The 23,532-nt window shown below is 73.8% G+C and carries 19 protein-coding genes; 1 reads left to right on the plus strand and 18 read right to left on the minus strand.

The genetic code is table 11. The features are described from left to right. Nucleotides 1-87: 87 nt before the first annotated feature. From era to ACWDNY_RS14360, 9 genes are all read right to left on the minus strand, one after another. Nucleotides 88-1,041 carry a GTPase Era gene (gene era / locus ACWDNY_RS14320; protein ID WP_451646037.1) on the minus strand — a complete coding sequence of 318 codons (954 nt, stop codon included), beginning with the start codon at nt 1,039-1,041 and terminating at the stop codon, nt 88-90. Between the two features lie 208 nt (nt 1,042-1,249). Beyond that, nucleotides 1,250-1,612 carry a cytidine deaminase gene (locus tag ACWDNY_RS14325; RefSeq protein ID WP_451646038.1) on the minus strand — a complete coding sequence of 121 codons (363 nt, stop codon included), beginning with the start codon at nt 1,610-1,612 and terminating at the stop codon, nt 1,250-1,252. Nucleotides 1,613-1,751: 139 nt separating this feature from the next. Then, nucleotides 1,752-2,111, minus strand: a complete 360-nt coding sequence (locus tag ACWDNY_RS14330; RefSeq protein WP_451646039.1) for an MmcQ/YjbR family DNA-binding protein — start codon at nt 2,109-2,111, stop codon at nt 1,752-1,754. Nucleotides 2,112-2,145: 34 nt separating this feature from the next. Continuing rightward, a complete protein-coding gene (locus ACWDNY_RS14335; protein WP_451646040.1) occupies nt 2,146-3,456 on the minus strand; it encodes a hemolysin family protein in 1,311 nt (436 codons plus the stop codon). Then, nucleotides 3,453-3,950 (minus strand): rRNA maturation RNase YbeY, encoded by a 498-nt coding sequence (ybeY, locus tag ACWDNY_RS14340; protein WP_451646041.1) that lies wholly within the window; start codon nt 3,948-3,950, stop codon nt 3,453-3,455. Before ybeY ends, ACWDNY_RS14335 begins: the two co-directional genes overlap by 4 nt. A gap of 12 nt (nt 3,951-3,962) precedes the next feature. Next, nucleotides 3,963-5,042, minus strand: coding sequence for a PhoH family protein (locus ACWDNY_RS14345; protein WP_451646042.1), 1,080 nt, complete (start codon nt 5,040-5,042; stop codon nt 3,963-3,965). A gap of 421 nt (nt 5,043-5,463) precedes the next feature. Beyond that, complete coding sequence (locus tag ACWDNY_RS14350; RefSeq protein ID WP_451646043.1) at nt 5,464-7,569, minus strand: glycoside hydrolase family 31 protein; 2,106 nt, start codon at nt 7,567-7,569, stop codon at nt 5,464-5,466. Between the two features lie 581 nt (nt 7,570-8,150). Then, entirely contained in the window at nt 8,151-9,305 is a 1,155-nt protein-coding gene (locus ACWDNY_RS14355) for a carbohydrate kinase family protein (RefSeq protein WP_451646044.1), read from the minus strand. 137 nt (nt 9,306-9,442) lie between these two features. Next, entirely contained in the window at nt 9,443-10,732 is a 1,290-nt protein-coding gene (locus ACWDNY_RS14360) for a glucarate dehydratase family protein (protein WP_451646045.1), read from the minus strand. A gap of 418 nt (nt 10,733-11,150) precedes the next feature. Here ACWDNY_RS14360 and ACWDNY_RS14365 point away from each other — a divergent pair, with 418 nt between their 5' ends. Next, a complete protein-coding gene (locus ACWDNY_RS14365) occupies nt 11,151-12,515 on the plus strand; it encodes an MFS transporter (protein WP_451646046.1) in 1,365 nt (454 codons plus the stop codon). A 48-nt stretch (nt 12,516-12,563) separates the two neighbouring features. On the opposite strand, the gene ACWDNY_RS14370 is transcribed toward ACWDNY_RS14365, so the two are convergent. The 9 genes from ACWDNY_RS14370 to hrcA form a co-directional block, all read right to left on the minus strand. Then, a complete protein-coding gene (locus tag ACWDNY_RS14370) occupies nt 12,564-13,556 on the minus strand; it encodes an adenosine deaminase (RefSeq protein WP_451646047.1) in 993 nt (330 codons plus the stop codon). 95 nt (nt 13,557-13,651) lie between these two features. After that, nucleotides 13,652-14,557: a ribonuclease Z gene (locus ACWDNY_RS14375; RefSeq protein WP_451646048.1), complete on the minus strand. Its 906-nt coding sequence runs from the start codon at nt 14,555-14,557 to the stop codon at nt 13,652-13,654. 6 nt (nt 14,558-14,563) lie between these two features. After that, nucleotides 14,564-14,917, minus strand: a complete 354-nt coding sequence (locus tag ACWDNY_RS14380) for an HIT domain-containing protein (RefSeq protein WP_451646049.1) — start codon at nt 14,915-14,917, stop codon at nt 14,564-14,566. Between the two features lie 136 nt (nt 14,918-15,053). Next, nucleotides 15,054-18,293 (minus strand): S41 family peptidase, encoded by a 3,240-nt coding sequence (locus tag ACWDNY_RS14385; protein ID WP_451646050.1) that lies wholly within the window; start codon nt 18,291-18,293, stop codon nt 15,054-15,056. A 91-nt stretch (nt 18,294-18,384) separates the two neighbouring features. After that, nucleotides 18,385-18,924, minus strand: coding sequence for a hypothetical protein (locus ACWDNY_RS14390; protein WP_451646051.1), 540 nt, complete (start codon nt 18,922-18,924; stop codon nt 18,385-18,387). Nucleotides 18,925-19,095: 171 nt separating this feature from the next. After that, on the minus strand, nt 19,096-19,845 hold the full coding sequence (locus tag ACWDNY_RS14395; protein WP_451646052.1) for a 16S rRNA (uracil(1498)-N(3))-methyltransferase: 750 nt from the start codon (nt 19,843-19,845) through the stop codon (nt 19,096-19,098). Further along, nucleotides 19,842-20,930 (minus strand): nitronate monooxygenase, encoded by a 1,089-nt coding sequence (locus ACWDNY_RS14400; RefSeq protein ID WP_451646053.1) that lies wholly within the window; start codon nt 20,928-20,930, stop codon nt 19,842-19,844. Before ACWDNY_RS14400 ends, ACWDNY_RS14395 begins: the two co-directional genes overlap by 4 nt. Before the next feature lie 249 nt (nt 20,931-21,179). Next, nucleotides 21,180-22,316 (minus strand): molecular chaperone DnaJ, encoded by a 1,137-nt coding sequence (gene dnaJ / locus ACWDNY_RS14405; protein ID WP_451646054.1) that lies wholly within the window; start codon nt 22,314-22,316, stop codon nt 21,180-21,182. Further along, a complete protein-coding gene (gene hrcA, locus ACWDNY_RS14410) occupies nt 22,317-23,333 on the minus strand; it encodes a heat-inducible transcriptional repressor HrcA (protein WP_451646055.1) in 1,017 nt (338 codons plus the stop codon). Nucleotides 23,334-23,532: the final 199 nt, after the last annotated feature.

The raw sequence follows: 23,532 nt of genomic DNA on the forward strand, positions 1-23,532 counted from the left end.
CGCCCGCCGGCCGCCGGCCCGGGCGTACGCCGTGCGGGGCGCACGCGGCCCGCCCCCGCGCGACCTCAGGGCGAGGGCCGCGGAATCTCAGAAACCGAGCCGCCGCAGCTGCTTGGGGTCGCGCTGCCAGTCCTTGGCGACCTTCACGTGCAGGTCGAGGAAGACCGGCGTCCCCAGCAGCGCCTCGATCTGCTTGCGGGACTTGATCCCGACCTCCCTCAGCCGCTTGCCCTTGGGACCGATGATGATCCCCTTCTGGCTCGGCCGCTCGATGAAGACGTTGGCGTGGATGTCCAGCAGCGGCTTGTCCGCCGGCCGGTCCTCCCGCGGCAGCATCTCCTCCACCACCACCGCGATGGAGTGCGGCAGCTCGTCCCGGACGCCCTCCAGCGCCGCCTCACGGATCAGCTCGGCGACCATGACCTGCTCGGGCTCGTCCGTGAGGTCGCCCTCCGGGTAGAGCGCCGGACCCTCGGGGAGCAGCGGGATCAGCAGGTCCGCCAGCAGGTCCACCTGGCGACCCGCGGTGGCGGACACCGGCACGATCTCGGCCCAGGTGATGCCCAGTTCCTGGCCCAGCTGGTCGATCGCGATCAGCTGTTCGGCGAGCGTCTTGGAGTCCACCAGGTCGGTCTTGGTGACGATCGCGACCTTCGGCGTCTTCCTGATCCCCGCCAGTTCCTTGGCAATGAAGCGGTCGCCGGGGCCGATCTTCTGGTCGGCCGGCAGGCAGAAGCCGATGACGTCGACCTCCGCCCACGTCGCCCGCACGACGTCGTTGAGCCGCTCCCCGAGCAGCGTGCGCGGCTTGTGCAGTCCTGGGGTGTCCACCAGGATCAGCTGCGCCTCCTCGCGGTGCACGATGCCCCGCACCGTGTGGCGCGTGGTCTGCGGGCGGTTGGAGGTGATCGCCACCTTCTGCCCGACCAGAGCGTTCGTGAGGGTGGACTTGCCCGCGTTGGGACGGCCCACGAAACACGCGAAGCCGGCCCGGTGGGCAGCCTCGGCCGGCTGCTCGGATGACTGGGTACGAACGCTCATGGCGCCCATTGTCCCTGATCCGGAAGGCCCCGCGGCACCACCTGCCGCACCGGGCCCCGGCGGCCCGCCGCGCCGAGGCCCCGGGAAGCCCGCGGCGGGCGTCCGCACGAGCGGGAAGAGCCGGCGGCGGGAGCGCTGCGGCCCGGGCCTGACGGTGCGCGCCGGGGGCCGCCTCGGCAGCCCCCGGCCCGTCGCCCCGGTCCGCGCGCTACTGCCCCGGCCCCGCCGGGACGGTCAGCCGGACGGCGCCGTCGGGCCCGGCCAGCAGCACCGGCGTCTGCGGTCCGCCGAGGTCGCCCACGGCCGCGCGGTCCTCGGGCGCGACGCCCTCGGCCTCGCTGACGATGGCCGCCGCCTCCAGCGACGTCGCGCCGGACGCCACGGCCATCGCCACCGCGGTCTGCAGGGCGCTCAGCCTGAGCGACGCGAGGTGCACCGAGCCGGCGGCGTACGTACGGCCGGTCTCGTCCCGTACGGCCGCGCCCTCCGGCACGCCGTTGCGGGCCCGCACCGAGCGGGCCAGGGTGACGATCTTGCGGTCCTCGGGGGCGAGCGCGTTGCTGTCGGTCATGCCCCGAGCATACGAAGCCCCGCACCGCCCGCGCCGCCACGGGTAGCCCGCCCCCGCGCGCGGCCCCTACGGCCGGCGGGCACGGGCCCTCGGGGCATCACCGGCCGGATCACCGGGGCCGGCTCGGGCGGTGCGGGGCTCACGGCCGGTCGAGGCGCAGGCGCTCCGCACGGGGCAGCTTCGCCACCACCAGGTCGTAGGAGTCCTCGACGAGCTCCCGGACCAGGCGGTCGGGAAGAGTGCCGTCGACCGTGACCGTGTTCCAGTGGCGCTTGTTCATGTGCCAGCCGGGGACGATCAGCTCCTCGTACTCGGCGCGCAGCCGGACCGCGTCCTCCGGGTCGCACTTGAGGTTGACCTTCAGCGGGCGGGCGCCGAGGTTCGTCAGGGCGAAGAGCCTGCCCCCCACCTTGAAGGCGGACGTCTGCGCGTCGAACGGGAAGTCCTCCACCGCAGCGCCGAAGGACAGGCAGAGCGCGCGCAGCTCCTCCGGGCTCATGCCCGCTGCCCGCCCCTCGCCCCGCGCGGCCGCCTCACTCCGCCTTCTCCTCCTCGTCCCCGGCCGGGCCGGGCGCGGTCACCGGCTCCACCAGGACGGTCACGATCTTGTTCCGGCGGCCGGCCGCCGCCTCCGCCGTCAGGCGCAGCTTACGGCCGTCGGGGACCTCCACCACGGACGACGCCCCGGCGATCGGCACCCGGCCCAGGGCCTTGGCCAGCAGCCCGCCGACGGTCTCCACGTCCTCGTCGTCGTACTCCTCCAGGCCGTACAGCTCGCCCAGGTCGGTGATGTCGAGGCGGGCCGTGACCCGGTACCGCTCGCCGCCGAGGTCCTCCACCGGCGGCAGCTCGCGGTCGTACTCGTCGGTGATCTCGCCGACGATCTCCTCGACGATGTCCTCGATGGTGACGATGCCGGCGGTGCCGCCGTACTCGTCGATGACGACGGCGACGTGGTTGCGCTCCTTCTGCATCTCGCGCAGCAGGTCGCCGGCGTTCTTGGTGTCGGGCACGAAGACGGCCGGGCGCATCGCGGTGGTCACCAGCTCGCTCTCGGCGTCCCGGCTGATGTGCGTCTTGCGGGCCAGGTCCTTCAGGTACACGATTCCGACGATGTCGTCCTCGCTGTCCCCGGTGACCGGGATGCGCGAGAAGCCGGAGCGCAGGGCCAGGGTGAGGGCCTGGCGGATCGTCTTGTAGCGCTCGATCACCACCAGGTCGGTGCGCGGGACCATGACCTCGCGGACGAGGGTGTCGCCGAGCTCGAACACCGAGTGCACCATCCGGCGCTCCTCGTCCTCGATCAGCGACTCCTGCTCGGCGAGGTCGACCAGCGCGCGCAGCTCCGCCTCGGAGGCGAACGGACCGCGGCGGAAGCCCTTGCCGGGGGTGAGCGCGTTGCCGATGAGGATCAGCAGCGACGGGACCGGGCCCATGATCCGGGCGAGCGGCACCAGGACGTACGCCGCCGCCGTGGCCGTGTTCAGCGGGTGCTGGCGGCCGATGGTGCGCGGGGAGACCCCGACGGCGACGTACGACACCAGGACCATGACGGCGATGGCGACGAGGAGGGCCTCGCCGGTGCCGGGGAACTCCTGCAGGCAGGCCTGCGTGACCAGCGCGGCCGCCGCCATCTCGCAGGCGACGCGGACCAGCAGCGCCACGTTCAGGTAGCGCGTCGGGTCCGCGGCGACCTGGGCGAGCTTGGCGCTGCCGCGGCGGCCGGACTTGACGGCCTCCTCGGCGCGGAAGCTGGAGACGCGGGCGAGGCCCGCCTCCGCGCAGGCCGCGAGCCAGGCGACGACCACCAGGGCGATCGCGCCGAGGACGATCTGCGGGCTCATGACACGGTCGGAGCCGGGGACGGACCGGTCAGGCCCCTCTCCGCGCGCCAGCCGTCCACGATGGCGGCCTGCAGACCGAACATCTCGGCCTTCTCGTCCGGTTCCTCGTGGTCGTAGCCGAGCAGGTGCAGCACGCCGTGGACGGTGAGCAGCTGGAGCTCCTCGTCCATGGTGTGCCCCGTCGGGGCCTCGGTGCCCTGCTTGGCGGCGACCTCGGGGCAGAGCACGATGTCGCCGAGGAGGCCCTGCGGGGGCTCGTCGTCGTCCTTCGACGGCGGACGCAGCTCGTCCATCGGGAAGGACATGACGTCCGTCGGCCCCGGCAGGTCCATCCACTGGATGTGCAGCTGCTCCATGGCGTCGGCGTCCACGACGATCACCGAGAGCTCGGAGAGCGGGTGGATGCGCATCCGCGCGAGTGCGTAGCGGGCGATGTCGAGGATCGCCTGCTCGTCGACCTCGGTTCCGGACTCGTTGTTGACGTCGATCGACATGGTCGTGCTGGTCTACTTCCCCTTGTGTCCGTGTGCGGCCCTGCCGTGCCCGCCGCCCCTCGGGGCGCCGTCCTGCGTGCCGTGCCTGCTGTCGTACTGCTCGTAGGCGTCGACAATACGGCCCACCAGCTTGTGCCGTACGACGTCCTGCGAGGACAGCCGGGAGAAGTGGACGTCCTCGACACCCTCCAGGATCTCCTGGACCTGGCGCAGACCCGACTTGGTGCCGGAGGGCAGGTCCACCTGGGTCACGTCACCCGTGATGACGATCTTCGAGTCGAAGCCGAGCCGGGTGAGGAACATCTTCATCTGCTCGGGGCTCGTGTTCTGGGCCTCGTCCAGGATGATGAAGGCGTCGTTGAGCGTCCGGCCGCGCATGTACGCCAGCGGGGCGACCTCGATCGTGCCCGCGGCCATCAGCCGGGGGATCGAGTCGGGGTCGATCATGTCGTGCAGCGCGTCGTACAGCGGACGCAGATAGGGGTCGATCTTCTCGTAGAGGGTGCCCGGGAGGAAGCCCAGGCGCTCGCCCGCCTCGACCGCCGGACGGGTGAGGATGATGCGGTTGACCTGCTTGGACTGCAGGGCCTGCACCGCCTTGGCCATGGCGAGGTAGGTCTTGCCGGTGCCCGCCGGGCCGATGCCGAAGACGACGGTGTGCCTGTCGATCGCGTCGACGTACCGCTTCTGGTTGAGCGTCTTGGGGCGGATGGTCCGGCCGCGTGAGGACAGGATGTTCTGCGTCAGGACCTCGGCCGGGGTCTCCAGGCCGTCGTGCTCTCCGCTCTCGCTCGCCTTGAGCATGGCGATCGAGCGTTCCACTGCGTCCTCCGTCATCGGCTGTCCGGTGCGGAGCACCAGCATCATCTCGTCGAACACGCGCTGGATCAGGCCGACGTCCGCAGCCTCGCCCACCGCGCTGATCTCGTTGCCCCGGACGTGGATGTCGGCCCCCGGGAAGGCCCTCTCGATGACACGGAGCAGGGAATCGCCTGACCCCAGGACGGTCACCATGGGGTGCTGGGCGGGGACGGTGAACTGTGCTCTCGCCTGTCCCTGCGCGGGCGTGCTGGTCGTGGGTGTCTGAGTCATGGGCCGGCGCTTAAGGCCTGCGGTTCCTCCTCGTCACGGCCGCGTAGCTGAGAGCGGCCTCGCGACTCCCAGGGTACGCCCAGGGGGCTGACGGGGCCGAAGGAGTTTTCGGGTCCGGGACTCCCCGGCCACCGCCCTCCTGAGCGATCCTTCCGGCGGCCGGCGGCCCCGGAGGCCGGTCCGGCCCGGCCGGACGTACCGGACTGCCGACGGATCCCCGGAGCTGGTGGATGCCCCCGAACGGGCGGTTCATTCCGTCGGGGGTGCTCCGCCACCCGGGGGAGTCCGGGGGATCCTCCCGTCCGGGCCGGGTCCCGGGGGTGCTCCGTCCGGGGACGGGTCCAGGGGTGGTCCCGGGGTGGTCCCTCCGGGGTACCGCGTCCGGGATGCGGGAGAAGGCGGCGGACGCACCGCGCCGCCGTCATCCCTCCCGCAGGGCGCGCAGGGCCCGGGCGGCGCCCGGGGCGCCCTCCTTCACGAAGACGGGCGTGACGCCCAGCGGGGTGGCGTAGCCGGTGAGGGTCCTCGGGCCGCGGACCACCGTGCCGCGGTGCACGTCGTACCAGGTACCCGCGGGCAGGTGGACGGTGCGGTCCGTGCGGTCGGCGAGCTGCGGGGCCGCCAGCACCGCCGGGCCGAGCATCCACTCGTCGGTGACCGTGTAGGCCGCCGTGTCCCGCGGGAAGTCGAAGAACAGCGGCCGCATGACCGGGTCGCCGGTCCTCAGCGTCTCCTGGACCTGGTCCCAGATGTAGGGGGCGAGCCGTTCGTGCCGGGCGGCGGCCGCGCGGTAGAGGTCGACGGTCTCCTGGTCGTACGTGACCGTCCGACCGGTCGTGACGTCGACGGTGTCGAGGGGTGAGGTGGAGGAGTACATCAGCGGCTGGAGGGCGGCCGACTGCGCCCAGCGCACGAGCACCTGCTTGGTGGGGGCGGGCTGGGCGCTGGAGCCGCCGATCATGTCGGTGGTCACGAACGGGTAGCCGATCGTGGACAGGGCGAGGTTCTGGGTGACGGAGGCGCGCAGCGAGTCCCAGCCGGTGCCCTTGTCCACCTGGCGGGTGACGAACCCGGCCCGGTGGGCGGTGGCGTCCCAGTGCACCCGGATGCCGACGCCCTGCAGGTCGAACTCGTCGGCGAGTTCGGCGCCGAGCCGCTGGTAGTCGGTGGGCCGGTAGCCCTCGTGCGGGGCGCACTTGTCGTCGAAGAACCGGGTGTCGAACTTCAGCCCGTCGATGTCGTAGTCGCTCATCAGGGTCCGCAGCCGGCCGGTGTACCAGGCCCGGGCGTCCGGGTCGGCGAGGTCGACGATCCCGGCCGTGCCGTTCCACCAGGTGACGGTGCAGGGCCTGCCGGTGCCGGCCGCGTCCTGGAGCAGGTAGCCGTGGTCCGCGGCGTACTGGTAGGAGTCGGAGTTCAGGTTGATCCACAGTGTCACCCACAGGCCGAAGTCGAAGCCGAGGCCGTGGATCGTGCGGGACATCCCACGGGGGTCCGGGTATGCCGCCGCGTCGAAGGTCATGTTCCCGTAGTCGGACTCCCACTTGTCGTCGAGCTGGAGCGTGTGCCCGGTCAGGCCGGCCGCGTGCAGGTCCTGTGCGTAGTCGACCAGTTTGGCCTGGTCGACGTGGGTGTAGAACTGCGCCCAGGAGTTCCAGACGGGTCGCGCGTACTGCTCGTACGTGGCGTCGCTCCGGGCCGGCCTGCCCATGACGCCGACGTAGTCCCGGTAGACCTCCAGGGGCTCGGACTCCACGAACACGGTCGCCCGGTAGGGGTCGGCCGAACGGACGTCGAACCGGCCGAGGCCGTCCCCGCCCTCGTTGATCGCCACGTCCATGAGCTGCCCGGTGTCGACGCGGAGTCCGGCCGCGCTCGCCGTGAACCAGAACGGGTCGATCATGTGGTACGAGGCCGGGCCGAAGGCGGGGTGCGTGACCTCTCCGCTGTCCAGCGGCCAGGGCTGGTCGGTGTACGGGCCGCCCTTGGGGGTCTGGGCCTCGCCGTGTCCGTACCAGTGCCCGGCGGACGCCAGGTCGTAGGCGAGCCCGAGCCGGTCGGGGGTGGCCCCCTCGACGTGCCAGTCGAGTTGGTAGCGGTCGGCGGACGGGGTGACCCGGGCCCGCACGGTGGCGCCGGGGTCGGTCGTGTCGGCGGTCAGCGCGAGGACGCCGTCCTTCCAGGACCAGCCGGTGACCCGGGTGGCGTGCTGCCAGGCGCCGCCCGCCCGGAAGCGCAGGGCGCCGGTGTCGCCGCCCGCGCTGGCCAGGACCCCGGTCCCGGACCGGCTGGTGGTCAGCGCCAGCCGAGCCGTCGTCACGTCCACGGTGTAGCCGGGGGCGCCGGCGCTCGGCCTCGGCGGGACCCTCAGGGTGAGGCCGTCGGCGGAGGGGGTGACCCGGGGAGCCCCGACGGCGGCGGGCGCGGCTGCGGCCGCCTGCACCGGTGCGGTGAGGACGGCGGGCAGGGCGAGGGCCGGCAAGTAGGCGGCGAGCAGGGCTGTGAGGCCGCGTGTTCGTCTGCGCACGACGCATGTCCTTCGACGGAGGGGTCCTGAGGGTCCTGCGATGAGCGATGCGGGGTCCGTGTGCCGGTCCGTGCCTGTCGGATGCCTGTCGGTACCTGTCGGTACCTGTCCGTGCCTGCCCGGCCTGTCCGTGCCTGCCGACGGCGGCCGCGGGCCGCCGGGCGTCGGTGCGGGAACATGCTTGATTCCGTTGATGCTTGAGCGGGAAACGTCACGTGTCAATGGCGCGGTCGGGTCCCGGACGGCGCTGGGGAGCGGGTCCCTGGCGGTGGGCGTCCACGGTGGGGCGGACCTGGGGCGGACGAGGACCGGCCCCGGCGGCGGACCGGTGGGGCTGGTCGGGTCAGGCCGGTCAGGCCGGTCCGGTCAGGCGGATATGAGGAGCCGCGCCGGTACGACGGTGGGGGCCGGCCGGGGGGTGTCGGGGCCCGGTGCGGGGGTGAGTCCCGGCACCGGCGTTCGGGCCCCGGCGCCCGGTGGGCGCCGGGAGGCGGTCGGCTGTCGCGGGCCCGGCGCGCGCTCCGTGTCCCGCGGGTGCGGCAGGCGGGCCGGGCCCGGGGGCGCGGCCCCGTGCTGCCGGCTCACGCCGACCTGCGGGGGAAGCCGATGGTCGGAACCGCCCGCCGCCGCGGCCACGCCTCGGCGCACCCGTCGGGGAGCAGCCGCTCCAGGAACGCGTACCGCCGCAGAGCCGCCGGGTCCTGGCCCGGTACGGACTGCACCCTGCGCCACCACGCGGCGACCTCGGACCAGCCGGGGGCCGCCAGGGAGCCGCCGAACTCCTGGACGGACAGGGCGGCGGTGAGTCCCCCGAAGGCGAGCCGGTCGGCCAGCGGCCAGCCGGCCAGCGTTCCGGTGACGAAGCCGGCGACGAAGACGTCGCCCGCCCCCGTGGGGTCCAGGGCCTCCACCGCGATCGCCGGGACCTCGGCGGACTCCCCCGTGCGCCGGTCGACGGCGTACGCGCCCTCCGCGCCCAGGGTGACGACGGCCAGCGGCACGTACTCGGTGAGGGCGTGCGCGGCGGCCCGCGGGCAGCCGGCGCCCGTGTAGCGCATCGCCTCCTCGGCGTTGGGCAGGAACGCCTCGCAGTGCTCCAGGTCGGCGAGGCCCGCCAGGTCCCACACCCCCGTTTCGTCCCAGCCGACGTCCGCGAAGACGCGGGTGCCCCCGCGGGCGGCCTCCGCGATCCAGGGGGCGCGCCTGCCCGGCGTCAGGGAGGCGACGGCGGCCCGCGCGCGGGGCGGGCAGTCGGGCACGGGCTCGTCCGGGGGCGGCTCGTGGCCGTGGGAGACCATCGTGCGCTCGCCCTCGTAGGCCATGGAGACGGTCACCGGCGAGTGCCAGCCGGGCACGACCCGCGAGGGGGACAGGTCGATGCCCTCGCCCTGCTCCAGCGCGTCCCAGCAGTACTCGCCGTAGTGGTCGTCGCCGAAGGCGGCCGCCAGCGACGTGCGCAGGCCGAGGCGGGCCAGCGCGGTCGCCATGTTCGCCACGCCGCCGGGACTGGACCCCATGCCCCGCGCCCAGGTCTCGGTCCCCCGCACGGGGGCGGAGTCGAGTCCGGTGAAGATGATGTCGAGGAAGACGGGCCCGGTGAGATAGACGTCCCACGGCGGGTCGTCCGGCGCGCGCACGGCCGCCAGGGGGTCGACCTGGGCGTGGCCGTGCGGTGTTCCGACGATGTACTCCTCGTACTGCGGTCCCTCTCCGGTGGACGCGTTGGACGCGGTCACGGTGTGCTCCCTGACGTGGTGCGGGTCCGGCCAGTGTGCACCACGCCGCCGGGCGAGGGCCCGGTTCGGTCCCGGGGGCGGGAGCCTGTGTCGACAGGCCGGTCGGCGCCGGCCTCCCGCGCGCCGTGCGGCCGGTCCTACCAGCGGGGCACCGAGGGGGTGGCCCAAGCCGGGTCGGCGACCCGCATCGCGGCCGCGTCGTCGCGGTCCCTGAACGAGCCGTCGTCCTCGGCCCACCTGCGGTGCAGCGCCGCCAGCCGGTCGCGGTCCAACTCGACACCGAGGCCTGGGCCGTCCGGCACGGCGACCCTGCCGCCGTCGAAGGCAAGGCGCTCGGTGAGGACGTCCTCCGACTGCCAGGGGTAGTGCGTGTCGCAGGCGTGGTGGAGGCCGGGGACCGTGGCGGCGACGTGGGTCATCGCGGCCAGGCTGATGCCCAGATGGGTGTTGGAGTGCATGGAGATCCCCACCCCGAAGGTACGGCAGACCGCCGCCAGTTGCCGGGTGTTGCGCAGGCCGCCCCAATAGTGGTGGTCGGAGAGGACCACCTGTACGGCGTCCTTCGTGAACGCCTCGCGGATCTCGCCGAAGGTGGTCACGCACATGTTGGTGGCCAGCGGCACGTCGGTCCCGGCGGACACCTCGGCCATGGCGGCCGTGCCGAGCGCGGGGTCCTCCAGGTACTCGAGGACGTCCGCGAGTTCCTCCGCCACCTTCAGGGACGTCTGCACGGACCAGGCGCCGTTGGGGTCCAGACGCAGCGGACGACCGGGGAACGCCTGTGCCAGGGCGCGTACGGCGGCGATCTCCTCCTCCGGCGGGAAGACGCCGCCCTTGAGCTTGAAGGACGCGAAGCCGTACCGCTCGGTGAACCGGCGGGCCTGCTCGACGATCCCGGCCGGGTCGAGCGCGGCGCCCCAGTCGTCCGGCTCCGCCGGCACACCCCCGGGGTGCCGGGCCCACCGGTAGAACAGGTAGGCGCTGTACTCGACGGCGTCGCGCACCTTGCCGCCGAGCAGCGCGTGCACGGGCAGGCCGAGGGCCTTGCCGAGGGCGTCGAGGCAGGCGACCTCGAAGCCGGAGACGACGGACAGCCGCAGCTTGTCCGCGGTCTGGACGCCGCGCAGTCCGCCGACGTCGACGGCGTCGTCGATGCGGGAGGCGTCGACGGCCAGGTCGAGGGCGATCAGGCCGTTCATGTCCGTGACCTGACGGCCGACCAGTTGGTCGGCGAGGGGGCGGGCCAGCTCCAGGTACTTGGTGTCCCCGTACGTCTCCCCCACGCCGGTGGCCCCGTCGGCGGTCACCACCTCCACGATCAGGCGCGGGGTGTATGGCTGGTGGACGCCCTGGGTGTTCAGCAGCGGAGGGTCGGCGACCAGGATCGGCGTCAGCCGTACCTCGGCGATGGTGAGGTCGCGGGTCACAGGGCGGCTCCTACGAGGTCGGGTCCGGCGGACGGTCCACATAGGAAAACGCAGATTAGGTACGCGAACCGACCGCGTCAACGGCGCCTATGCCGGGACGCCGGCCCAGGTCCGGCATGGACGGCGTGACCGCGCGACGGGAGGGAGGGACGGAAGAGGGGCCCGGAACGGACCGGCAAGCGGGGGCCGGAAGCTGCCCGCCGCGAGCCGGCCGCACTCGGATCCGGCGAGCAAGGCGCTCGCGCGTACCCCCTGCCGAGTTCGACAAACGCAACGTGTCACAGATCACATTTCCTCAGTGCGATCACCGAGGTAGTTGCTTGGTACAAATGGCGTGCGCGTTCCTGTCCATCGACGGTCGGCGCCCCTTCTTCCCTCACCTTCCAAGCCGCTCCTTCCGCACGCCCTGGGAACGCCCGTGTCCGCCCCCCGCACCATGCCCTGGCCCCTCGTCGCCCTCTTCACCTCCGGGTACCTCGCCTCCTACCTGCTGCCGACGACCGTCGGACGGCTCGACGGAACACTGCCCCTGTCCGCCACGCAGGCCGGGGCGATCGGCAGCGCGCTGCTGCTGAGTTCCGCCACCGCCGGCTTCCTGCTGGCCTCCCGGGTCGAGCGGATCGGGGCACGCACCCTCGCCCGCGCCGGACTCGCGCTCGCCGTCCTCGGGTACGGCGGGGCCGCGCTCACCGGCACCGTGCCGCTGATCGTCGCCGGGCTGGTCGTCGGCGGGTTCGGTTCCGGCACGGCCACCACGGTCGCCGCCACCGGGATCGCGGCTCACCCCGACCCGCACCGCGTCTCCACGGTCGGCCTGCTCAGCGTCTCCGCCCTGGCGGGCGCCGTGTACCTGGCGGTGCCGCACCTCGGCGCGGGGCACGGGCAGCCGCCCGCCACGATCGCGCTGACCGCGCTCGCCGTCTGGCCGCTCACCGGCCGGCTGCCGGGACGATCCGCCGCCCCGGCCCACACCGCCGGCACCACCCGGCCCGCCCCCGCCGCCACCGCGCGGCTGCTGCCGCACCGGCGCTCCGGACTGCTCCTGGCCGCCGCCATGCTGTGCTGGTCCCTCGCCCAGAACTCGCTGTGGGGCGTCAGCGGCCGCATCGGCCTCGCCCAGGCGCACCTGAGTGAGGTGACCGTCGGTCAGGTCTTCGCGGCTGCGCTCGGCTCCGGGCTGCTCGGCGTGGTCGGGGCGGGCGCGCTCGGCCCGCGGCTCGGCCGGGCCCTGCCGATCGGGGTGGGCACGGCGTTCATCGCGGCCTTCATCGCGCTGAGCGCGTCGGCGACCGACCTCACCACCTTCGCCATGGGCGAGATCGCCTGGAACACCGTCTACCCGGTCGTCCTGTCCTACCTGATCGGCCTGGCCGCCTCCCTCGACCCGCGCGGGCGCTGGGCGGTGCTCGTCGGCTCGGCGTCGTCGCTCGGCACGGCGGCGGGCCCGCTGACCGGAAGCGTGCTGTCCGCGCAGGCCGGCTTCCCGGTCATGGGCGCGGTGCTGGCCGCCGGGCTGCTGGTGGTCGCGCTGCCGATGACCGCGGTCGCCCTGCACACCGGCGGGCGGCCGCTGCTGGCCGGCACGGTCCGCCGCCGCGGGGGCACCCCGGCCGCGGTGGTCGCCGCGTCCGCCGGCACCCCGACGGGTGCGGTCCCGCTGGTGGGCGCGCCGGAGCAGCCGGTGGTGGAGATCGCGCTGGACGGCTTCGCCGTGCCCGAGCAGCCGGCCTACGACACGGCCGGCCCGCGGCACGGGGCCGCCTCACCGGCCGCCGCCGCCTGACCCGGGAGCGGCCCGGACGCCCGACGGCCCCGGGCCGCCCTCCGGGGGTCACGGGAACTCGTACGCCTCGACCTCCGCCAGGTACCGCGCCCGCCGCTCCTCGTCGTGCTCCAGGAAGGCGGCGAGGAAGGAGTTGCGGGCCAGTTCCCGCAGGCGGTCCTGGGGCAGGGCGAGGCTGTCGCGCACGGCGTCGAAGGTGTCGCCGACGTAGCCGCCGAAGTACGCCGGGTCGTCGGAGTTGACCGTGCACAGCAGGCCGGCGTCCAGCATGGCGGGCAGGGGGTGGTCGGCGAGGGTGTCGACCGCGCGCAGCCGGACGTTGGACAGGGGGCACAGGGTGAGCGGGACCCGGTCGCGCACCAGGCGGTCGACCAGCGCCGGGTCCTCCATGCAGCGCAGACCGTGGTCGACGCGTTCCACGCCGAGCACGTCCAGCGCCTCGGTGATGTACTCCGGCGGGCCCTCCTCGCCCGCGTGCGCCACCCGGCGCAGGCCCAGCGCGGCGGCGGCCTCGTACACCTCGCGGAACGCCGCCGGCGGGTGCCCGACCTCCGCGGAGTCCAGGCCGACGCCCGTGATCCGGTCCAGGTGGGGCCGGGCGGCCTGGAGGGTCTGCATCGCCGACTCGGCGCTCTCGTCCCGCAGGAAGCACATGATCAGCCGGGTGGAGACGCCGTGGTTCCGCTCGCTGCGGCCGAGCGCCCGCCACAGCCCCTCGACGACCGTGCCCATCGGGACGCCCCGGGCCGTGTGGGCCTGCGGATCGAAGAAGATCTCCGCGTGCCGTACGCCCTGCGCGGCCGCGCGGGCGAGGTAGGCGTTCGCCAGGTCCTCGAAGTCCCGCTCGGTGCGCAGCACGGCCATGAGTTCGTAGTACAGGTTCAGGAAGGACTGCAGGTCCTCGAACTGGTAGGCCTTGCGCAGCTCGCCGGTGTCGGCGTACGGCAGCGGCACGCCGTTGCGCGCGGCCAGCTCGAAGGCCAGCTCCGGCTCCAGGGTGCCTTCGACGTGCAGGTGCAGTTCGGCTTTCGGAAGGGGCATCGAAGCATCGTACGGCCGTGACGCGAGCGAACCGGAATAAGGAGTTCAGTGACGCACCGGGACCCGCGACGGGTCCTGCTGCACGGTTGCGGGGTTCAGCGGCGCTTCGGCACCGGGACCCGCAGCAGGTCCTGCGCCACGGTCAGCTCCCTGTCGAAACCGGCCGCCCTGGCCTGCCGCTCGAACTCGTCGGGCTCCGGGTAGCGCTGGCTGAAGTGGGTCAGGACGAGGTGCCGCACACCGGAGTCCCGCGCCACCCGTGCCGCCTGACCCGACGTCAGATGACCGTACTCCACCGCCAGTTCCTCGTCCTCGTCGAGGAAGGTGGACTCGATGACGAGCATGTCGCAGCCCTCGGCGAGCGCGAGGACCCCCTCGCACAGCCGGGTGTCCATGACGAACGCGAACCGCTGCCCGCGCCGCACCTCGCTGACGGCCTCCAGCGGCACGCCGCCGAGGGAGCCCTCCCGCTGGATGCGGCCCACGTCCGGGCCCTTGATCCCGTGCGCGGCGAGCCGTTCGGGCAGCATCCGGCGCCCGTCCGGCTCCACGAGGCGGTAGCCGAAGGACTCCACCGGGTGGGACAGCCGGCGCGTCTCGAGCCGGTACGCGCCGGTCGTCGCGATCACGCCGTCCCCGGCGACGGGCGCCTCGGTCAGGCCGACCGTCTCCCGGTAGGCGGTCGCGTACCTCAGGCGGTCGAAGAACCGCTGGCCGGAACGCGGGTAGTGCGCCGTGACCTCGTGCGGCACCTGGTCGAGGTTGACCCGCTGGATCACGCCGGGCAGGCCCAGCGAGTGGTCCCCGTGGAAGTGGGTGACGCAGATCCGGTTCAGGTCGTGCGCGGCGACCCCGGCGCGCAGCATCTGCCGCTGCGTGCCCTCGCCGGGGTCGAACAGGAGTCCCTCGCCGTCCCACCGCAGCAGGTAGCCGTTTTGGTTGCGGTGCCGGGTCGGAACCTGGCTCGCGGTGCCGAGGACCACCAGTTCACGTACGGACATGACCGCTCATCCAGGAGGCCACTCGAGACCACGGCCGCCGAGGACGTGCGCGTGGGCGTGCCAGACCGTCTGCCCGGCGCCGTGGCCGGTGTTGAAGACGATGCGGTAGCTGTCCAGCTTGTCCTCCTCGGCGACGGTCCGCGTCTCGCGCAGCACGTCGGCGGCGAGGGCCGGGTCGGCGGCGGCGAGGGCGGCGGCGTCCCGGTGGTGCGCCTTCGGGATCACCAGGACGTGGGTGGGCGCCTGGGGGTTTATGTCCCGGAAGGCGATGGTCGTCGCCGTCTCGCGGACGATCGTCGCCGGGATGTGACCTGCGACGATCTTGCAGAACAGGCAGTCGTCCTGGGGCTCCCCTGCCATACGGGCCTCCTTCGGCGTCGATCGGGTATGGGGGCATGCTATCGAGCGGCGCCACCGGGGTGCGCGGCACGGACCCGCGGACGGGACGCGCACCCCGGCACGTGTGTCACCGGGACACCGGACGCCAGTGCCGCGGCTAGGGCAGCGACGGCGGTGTCTTCGCGGGCGTCTCCTCCAGCGCGGCCAGGGCCAGCCGGATCGCCTCGTCCAGTTGCGCGTCCCGCCCGGCCGCCCAGTCCTGCGGGCGCTGCGGGACCTCCACGTCCGGATCGACGCCGTGGTTCTCCACGGCCCAGCCGTAACCCTCCAGCCAGAACGCGTACTTGGGCTGGGTGATCAGCGTGCCGTCGACCAGGCGGTAGCGCATGTCGATGCCGACGACACCGCCCCAGGTGCGGGTGCCGACCACCGGGCCGATGCCGAGCGCCTTGACGGCCGCGTTGACGATGTCGCCGTCGGAGCCCGAGAACTCGTTGGCGACGGCGACGACGGGGCCGCGAGGCGCGTCCATGGGGTAGCTGTACGGCCGCATCCCGCGCGGCACGCCCCAGCCGACGATCCGCCGGGCCAGCTTCTCCACCACGAGCTGGGAGGTGTGGCCGCCGCGGTTCTCGCGCACGTCGACGACGAGTCCGTCGCGCGCCAGCTCGACCCGCAGGTCGCGGTGGATCTGCGCCCAGCCGGGGGCCTGCATGTCGGGCACGTGCAGGTAGCCCAGCCGGCCGCCGGACTTCTCGTGCACGTAGGCGCGCCGGCCGGCGACCCAGGCGTGGTAGCGCAGCGGCTCCTCGTCCTCGACGGGGACGACCACGGCGTGCCGCAACTCGCCGCCGCCGGACGGGGAGACCGTCAGCTCGACCGGCTTCCCGGCCGTGCCGACCAGCAGTGGCCCGGGCCCGGTCACCGGGTCGACCGGCTGTCCGCCGACGGCGACGATCGCGTCCCCGGCGCGCACCGCGACGCCCGGTGCGGCGAGCGGGCTGCGCGCGTCCGGGTCGGAGGTCTCCGAGGGCAGGACGCGGTCGACGCGCCAGGTGCCGTCCTCGTGACGGGACAGGTCGGCGCCGAGCAGGCCCTGCCCCGGGCCGCCGCCGTGGCCGCGCGGCGTGACGTAGGCGTGCGAGGTGCCGAGTTCGCCGTGCACCTCCCACAGCAGATCCGTCAGGTCGTCGTGGGTGGCGACGCGGTCCAGGACGGGCCGGTAGCGCTCCAGCACCCCGTCCCAGTCGACTCCGCCCATGTCCGGCCGCCAGAAGTTGTCGCGCATGATGCGGCCGGTCTCGGCGAACATCTGCCGCCACTCGGCGGCCGGGTCGACGGTCTGCCGGATCCGGCCGAGGTCGACGGTGATGTTCGCGTCGCTGTCGTCGTCGTGGGGAGCGCGCCGGTCGCTGGGCACGACCTTGAGCCGCCCGTCGGTCCACAGCAGGACCCGTTTGCCGTCGCCGCTGACCTCGAAGTGGTCGGCGTCGGCGGCGAGATGCTCCAGCCTCTGCTGAGCGAGGTCGTACCGCTCCAGCTCGGTCTTGGGGTCGGGGTCGTCGGGCGTGGCGCGGGAGGAGCCGAGCACGCCGCGCACCGGGTGCCGCAGCCACAGCACGCCGTCCTTCGCGGCGCGCAGGTTGGAGTAGCGGGCGGCCTCGACCGGGAAGGGGACGATGCGGTCGGGGAGGCCGTCGAGGTCGACGCGGGTGGTGGGCACGCCCTCGCTGTCGGGTGTCTCCTCGCGGTCGGCGGTCTCGAAGGGCCGGCCGTGCCGCTGCGGGCCGAACGGCGACGGGGTGGTCGCGGCCAGGGTGATCAGGTGCGGCCGGGCCCCCTCCACGAACGCCAGGTCGAAGACGTGCTCGTCGTACACCGGGTCGAAGGAGCGGTGGGAGAGGAAGGCGAGGTGCTTGCCGTCGAGGGTGAACGCCGGCGCGTAGTCCTGGAAACGCAGCGGGGTCGCCTCGGTGACCGACAGGTCGGCGGTGTTGGCGAGCTTGAGCTGGCTGAGGGGACGCGGGCCGGGGTGCGACCAGGCCAGCCAGCCGGAGTCGGGCGAGAAGGCGAGGTCGCAGACGTCGCCGTCCTCGCTGCGGTCGACCTCGCGGACCTCGCCGGTCCCCCGCTCGACGAGGAGCAGCCGCCCGTCGTGCGAGGCGACCGCGGCGACGGTGCCGTCGGGCGCCATGGCGAGTTCGAGCACGCGGCCGAGCCGCCCGGCGGCCAGCCGCCGCGGAGTGGCGCCGACGGCGACCCCGGTGGCGGGCGCGAACTCCAGCGCGTCCTCGCCGTCGGCGTCCGTCACCCACACCACCCACTCCTCGCCGTCTGCGCGGAAGGTGCGCGGCAGCCGCGCCCGTACGCCGGGCCGCGCGGCCAGCGCGCGGGTGGGGCCGGAGCGGTGGGTGACCCAGTGGACGGCGCCGCGCACGGAGACGGCGCTGCCGCGCGCGGTGTGGTCGGGGGCGGCGGAGCCGAACCAGCGGGAGGCGTCGACCGGGAAGGGCTGCAGGTCCACGCGGGGCCCGCCGAGCCGGATGTCCAGCCGGCGCGGCTCGGCGCCGTCGAGGTCGTCCAGCAACCAGAGTTCACCGGCGCTCATGTAGACGACACGGCTGCCGTCCGAGGCGGCGTGCCGGGCGTAGAAGCCTCCTCCGCTGCCGGCCTGGCCCGGGCCGGAGGTCTCCCCGAGGGGGGTGTGCCCGCGCAGGTCGGAGCCGTCCGCAAGCGAGGAGTACAGCGCGCCGGTGCCCTCGTGGTCGGACAGGAACGCGATCCTGTCCCCCACCCACAGCGGGTACTCGATGTTGCCGTCCAGGTCCTCGTGGAGGCGGGTGAACTCGTCCTCCTCCGGCGGGCCGCCGGTCTCCGAGCCGATCCACAACTTGCCCGCCGTGCCGCCCCGGTACCGCTTCCACCAGGCCGCCTCGCGGCCCATCGCCGCGGACAGCAGCACGGTGCGCGGCCCGAACGCGACGTCGCCGACGGGCCCGTACGGCAGCGTGGCGGCCGGTCCGCCGTCGAGCGGCACGGCCCGTGCCCAGGTGCGGCGCAGGCTCGCCTGGCCCTGGGTGCTGATGGCGAGGACCTCGCCGTCCGGGGTCCAGCCGCGCACCTGGGTCCTGTTGCTGCCCCAGTACGTCAGCCGCTTGGCGGGGCCCCCGTCGACGGGGGCGATGTGGACCTCGGGGGCGCCGTCGCGGGTGGAGGTCCAGGCGACGGTCTCTCCGTCGGGCGAGATGCGCGGCTGGTTCACCGGGACGTTGTCGGCGCTGACCCGCCAGGCCCGTCCGCCGTCGACGGGCGCGAGCCACACGTCGTCCTCGGCGGTGAAGGCGACCAGCTCGCCGTGCAGGTGCGGAAAGCGGAGGTAAGCAGGCAACTGAGTCACCCGGTCACCCTACGCAGCAGCGGCCGGTGCGGACAGGGGTTTCGATCACTTCTGCTCGCCCGGTGACCGCCCGACGACCGGAAGCGGCCGGTCATTTGCCTTCGACGGGCCGGCAGGCCGGGTCGCTCCCGCACCAGAGGGTCCGTGTGACGGTCACCGTCACCGTCGGTCCGGGCTGCCCGCGGGTGGCGGGCGGCCCGCCCGCGGGCCCCGCGGTGGCGGAGCAGTCGCCGAGGCCGTCGACGTGGAACAGCGTCCTGCCGCCCACGGTCGCGGTCAGATCACCGCGCACGCAGGCCCCGTCGACGGCCCGGGTCACCTCGCCGGTGACGGTGATCCTGCGTCCGTCGGTGGTCCGCCCTTGGCAGTCGACGGAGGCGACGGAGGTCCGCGAGGCCGACGGCGCCCGCGTCCCCGGCGCGGACCCGTCGCCGCCGTAAGCGGCCGTGCAGGTGAGCCAGCGCACGGAGACGTTCCGCCGGTCAAGTTCCGCGGTCGCCGTCCGGTCGGTCGTGTACGCCACCGCGGCCGTACCGAGCCCGCCGGGATCGCACGCGACGGCCGTGCCGACGACGACCGCCGCCAGCCCCGCCGCCGCCATCACCCGCCGCCCGCGCGACGGTTGCCGCATTCGCCTCGATGCCCCCATGGACGGCAGACTGCCACCGGCCCGCCCGACGCGGTAGGGCGCATACGGCCACGCACGCGCCCCGTCCGCGCACCGCGCGGCAGCCACCGTTCGCCGGTCTCCGCCGAGGCGGCCGTGGGCATCGCCGTGGTGGCCGGGCGGCGCCGCCCGGGGTCAGGACCAGCGGCCGGTACGGCCCAGCAGCAGGGCCGCCGCCGCGGTCCCGGCGGTCGATGTGCGCAGTACGGTGCGCCCGAGCACGTACGCCTTGGCGCCGGCCTCCCTGAACCGCGCCAGTTCGTCGGACGAGACGCCGCCCTCGGGCCCGACGACCAGCACGATCTCCCCCTCGTCGGGCAGGTCGGCGGTGGCGAGGGCCTCGCTGCCGTACTCGAAGTCCGAGTGCAGGACGCCGGCGAAGTCGGCCCCGGACAGGAGCGCGGCGACCTGTCCCGTCGTCGCCGGGTCCGCGATCTCGGGGAAGCGCACCCGGCGGGACTGCTTGCCTGCCTCACGGGCCGTGGCGCGCCACTTGCCCAGCGCCCGCTGCCCCCGGTCGCCCTTCCACTGGGTGATGCAGCGGGCGGCGGCCCACGGCACGATCACGTCGACGCCGACCTCGGTCATCGTCTCCACGGCCAACTCGCCCCGGTCGCCCTTGGGAAGGGCCTGGACGACGGTGATGCGGGGCTGCTCCGGCTCCTCCCGCACGAGGGACTCCAGATCCGTGACCACCAGGCGGTCCTTGCCCTCGGTGGCCTGCACCACGCCCTCGATCCAGTGCCCGCGCCCGTCCGTGAGCACCACGTCCTCGCCGGGGCGCAGCCGCTTCACCGAGACCGCGTGCCGCCCTTCCGGGCCGTCGAGGACGAACTGCGGTCCGATGCCGTCGAGTTGCTCGACGACGAACACCGGAGCGGTCATCGCCCGTCACCTCCAGTCGTCGGGTACGCCGTCAGTGCCGTCCGGGCCGCGTCGAGTTCGGCGGCCAGCACCTCGACCAGCCGTCCGGCGGGCAGGTCCCGGGCCATGCGGTGGCCCTGTCCGGCCCACAGCGCCATGCCCTGCGCGTCACCGGCCTTCGCGGCCGCCGCGCGCAGCGGCGACGTCAGGTGGTGGACCTCCGGGTACGCGGCGGGCGCGTAGGGGCCGTGTTCGCGCAGGAAGCGGTTCACCAGCCCGCGGGCCGGCCGGCCGGAGAACGCGCGCGTCAGTTCCGTCCGGGTGAACAGGGGGTCGGTCAGCGCCCGTTTGTGCACGGCGTGGGCGCCGGACTCCGGGGCGGCGAGGAACGCCGTGCCGAGCTGTGCGGCGCTCGCGCCCGCCGCGAGCACGGCGGCGATCTGGCTGCCGCGCATGATGCCGCCCGCGGCGACCACGGGGAGGTCCACCGCCTCGCGGATCTGCGCGACCAGGGAGAGGAGTCCGAGGCCGACCCCGTCGTTCTCCGGCAGGTCGCGGTGCGTGCCCTGGTGACCGCCGGCCTCCAGGCCCTGCGCGATCACCCCGTCCGCGCCCGCGCGCTGCACGGCGAGCGCCTCCTCGGCGGTGGTCGCGGTCACCAGGGTGAGGGTGCCGAGGCGGCGCAGGGAGTCCACGACGTCACGGGCGGGCACGCCGAAGTGGAAGGAGACCACCGGCACCGGGTTGTCGAGCAGCACGGCGAGCTTGGCGTCGTAGCCGTCGTCCCGGGAGTGGTCCGTGTCGCCGAGTTCGGTGCCGTACCAGCCGGCCTCGCCGGCGAGCTGGTGGGCGTAGAGGTCCACCGCGCCGGACTCGGCCGCCTCCGGCTGCGGCACGAAGAGGTTCACGCCGAAGGGACGCGAGGTCAGTCCGCGCAGCTGCTTGATCTCCTGGTACATGCCGTCGGCGGTCTTGTACCCGGCGGCGAGGAACCCGAGCCCGCCGGCGTCGGACACGGCGGCGGCGAGCCGCGGCACGGAGACGCCGCCCGCCATGGGAGCCTGCACGATCGGACACGCGAGGAGATCGCTCAGTGCGGAGGACATGCCCGCATGGTGTCACGTCCCCCGACACCGTCCGAATCCAGCCGTCCGGTGGGCGTGCGCCGGGTGCCGGAGGACGTCCGCGAGCGCCGCAAGGCGACGGGCGCCGCGCCACCAGGAGCCGGTGATCCGGGCTGGTCCGCGGGCGGCGCCACCAGGAGCCGCTGGTCCGGGGGCGGCGGCACCCGGCGACGGCGGCACCCATGCCGGGTGCCGTCCCGCCGCCGGGGCGCGAGCCGCGCGCGGGGGCTCTCAGCGCCCGTTGAAGGCGTCCTTCAGCCGCGAGAACAGCCCCTGCTGCCCCGGCTGGAACTGCCCCTGGGGCCGTTCCTCACCGCGCAGCGTGGCGAGCTCGCGCAGCAGTCGCTCCTGCTCGGGGTCGAGCTTCGTCGGCGTCGTGACCTCGACGTGCACGACGAGGTCACCCCGGCCGCCGCCGCGCAGGTGCGTGATGCCGCGGCCGTGCAGCGGGATCGACTGACCGGACTGGGTGCCCGGGCGGATGTCGACCTCCTCCATGCCGTCCAGGGTCTCCAGCGGCACCTTGGTGCCGAGGGCCGCCGCCGTCATCGGCAGGGTGACCGTGCAGTGCAGGTCGTCGCCGCGGCGCTGGAAGACCGAGTGGGGCAGTTCGTGGATCTCCACGTACAGGTCGCCGGCCGGGCCCCCGCCGGGGCCGACCTCACCCTCGCCCGCGAGCTGGATGCGGGTGCCGTTGTCGACACCAGCCGGGATCTTGACGGTCAGGGTGCGGCGGGAGCGGACGCGGCCGTCGCCGGCGCACTCCGGGCACGGCGTCGGCACGACCGTGCCGAAGCCCTGGCACTGCGGGCACGGCCGAGACGTCATGACCTGGCCCAGGAAGGACCGGGTGACCTGCGAGACCTCACCGCGGCCGCGGCACATGTCGCAGGTCTGGGCGCTCGTGCCGGGCGCGGCGCCCTCGCCGTTGCAGGTGTTGCAGACGACGGCCGTGTCGACCTGGAGGTCCTTCGTGGTGCCGAAGGCCGCCTCGTCGAGCTCGATCTCCAGCCGGATCATCGCGTCCTGGCCGCGGCGGGTGCGCGAGCGCGGCCCGCGCTGCGACGCCGTGCCGAAGAACGCGTCCATGATGTCGGAGAAGTTGCCGAAGCCGCCCGCGCCGAAGCCGCCGGCACCGGCGCCGCCCGACTGCGACAGCGGGTCGCCGCCGAGGTCGTAGACCTGCTTCTTCTGCGGGTCCGACAGCACCTCGTAGGCGGCGTTGATCTCCTTGAACCGCTCCTGCGTCTTCGGATCCGGGTTCACGTCCGGATGCAGCTCGCGGGCGAGCCGCCGGAAGGCCTTCTTGATCTCTTCCTGCGACGCGTCGCGGCGCACGCCGAGTACGGCGTAGTAGTCCGTGGCCACCTACGACTCCGCCAGGATCTGTCCGACGTACCGTGCCACTGCGCGTACCGCTCCCATCGTTCCGGGGTAGTCCATGCGGGTCGGTCCGACCACGCCGAGCTTGGCGACTGCCTCGCCGCCCGAACCGTAGCCCACCGACACGATGGACGTGGAGTTGAGTCCTTCATGGGCGTTCTCGTGACCGATGCGCACGGTCATGCCCGGATCCTGTGTCTCGCCCAGCAGCTTGAGCATCACGACCTGCTCCTCCAGCGCCTCGAGGACGGGCCGGATGGTGAGGGGGAAGTCGTGCGCGAAGCGGGTCAGATTGGCGGTGCCGCCGATCATCAGCCGCTCCTCGTTCTCCTCGACGAGCGTCTCCAGCAGAGTGGACAGCACCGTCGAGACCGTGCCCCGGTCCTCGACGTCGAAACCCTCCGGCAGGTCCTCCACGAGCTGCGGCACGTCCGTGAACCGGCGGCCCGCGACCCGGCTGTTCAGGCGGGCCCGCAGGTCCGCCAGTGAGCTCTCCCCGAAGGGCGCCGGGCAGTCGACCATCCGCTGCTCGACCCGGCCGGTGTCCGTGATCAGCACCAGCATCAGCCGTGCGGGCGCGAGCGCCAGCAGCTCCACGTGCCGCACGGTCGAGCGGGTCAGCGACGGGTACTGGACGACGGCGACCTGACGGGTCAGCTGGGCGAGCAGCCGAACCGTCCGCGCCACCACGTCGTCGAGGTCGACGGCGCCGTCGAGGAAGTTCTGGATGGCGCGCCGCTCCGGCGCGGTCATCGGCTTGACCCCGGCGAGCTTGTCGACGAACAGGCGGTATCCCTTGTCCGTGGGGATGCGCCCGGCGCTGGTGTGCGGCTGGGCGATGTACCCGTCGTCCTCCAGGGCCGCCATGTCGTTGCGGACCGTGGCGGGCGAGACGCCGAGGTTGTGCCGCTCGGTGAGGGCCTTGGAGCCGACCGGCTCCTCGGTGCCGACGTAGTCCTGGACGATGGCGCGCAGCACCTGGAGCCTTCGCTCACTGAGCATCGTGCACACCTCCAGAAGTCGTCCCTCGGCCCGCCACCTGGCACTCTGCGCATACGAGTGCCAGCTTCACCCGGCCCAGTGTACGGCCGCCGGGTATACCCCGGGCCGGCGTGCCGTCGTGCAATCGCCACAAGACCGCCGGTCCGCCGAGGTATAGAAACTGATGAGCACCTGGCCCGGACCGCCCATGTGCCGACTG

This window comes from Streptomyces sp. NPDC003697 (assembly GCF_053587115.1).

Bases quoted from the DNA above. Each gene is read 5' to 3' on its own strand.
- era (WP_451646037.1), bottom strand. From the start codon at position 1,041: ATGAGCGTTCGTACCCAGTCATCCGAGCAGCCGGCCGAGGCTGCCCAC.
- ACWDNY_RS14325 (WP_451646038.1), bottom strand. From the start codon at position 1,612: ATGACCGACAGCAACGCGCTCGCCCCCGAGGACCGCAAGATCGTCACC.
- ACWDNY_RS14330 (WP_451646039.1), bottom strand. From the start codon at position 2,111: ATGAGCCCGGAGGAGCTGCGCGCGCTCTGCCTGTCCTTCGGCGCTGCG.
- ACWDNY_RS14335 (WP_451646040.1), bottom strand. From the start codon at position 3,456: ATGAGCCCGCAGATCGTCCTCGGCGCGATCGCCCTGGTGGTCGTCGCC.
- ybeY (WP_451646041.1), bottom strand. From the start codon at position 3,950: ATGTCGATCGACGTCAACAACGAGTCCGGAACCGAGGTCGACGAGCAG.
- ACWDNY_RS14345 (WP_451646042.1), bottom strand. From the start codon at position 5,042: ATGACTCAGACACCCACGACCAGCACGCCCGCGCAGGGACAGGCGAGA.
- ACWDNY_RS14370 (WP_451646047.1), bottom strand. From the start codon at position 13,556: ATGCCCCTTCCGAAAGCCGAACTGCACCTGCACGTCGAAGGCACCCTG.
- ACWDNY_RS14375 (WP_451646048.1), bottom strand. From the start codon at position 14,557: ATGTCCGTACGTGAACTGGTGGTCCTCGGCACCGCGAGCCAGGTTCCG.
- ACWDNY_RS14380 (WP_451646049.1), bottom strand. From the start codon at position 14,917: ATGGCAGGGGAGCCCCAGGACGACTGCCTGTTCTGCAAGATCGTCGCA.
- ACWDNY_RS14390 (WP_451646051.1), bottom strand. From the start codon at position 18,924: ATGCGGCAACCGTCGCGCGGGCGGCGGGTGATGGCGGCGGCGGGGCTG.
- ACWDNY_RS14395 (WP_451646052.1), bottom strand. From the start codon at position 19,845: ATGACCGCTCCGGTGTTCGTCGTCGAGCAACTCGACGGCATCGGACCG.
- ACWDNY_RS14400 (WP_451646053.1), bottom strand. From the start codon at position 20,930: ATGTCCTCCGCACTGAGCGATCTCCTCGCGTGTCCGATCGTGCAGGCT.
- hrcA (WP_451646055.1), bottom strand. From the start codon at position 23,333: ATGCTCAGTGAGCGAAGGCTCCAGGTGCTGCGCGCCATCGTCCAGGAC.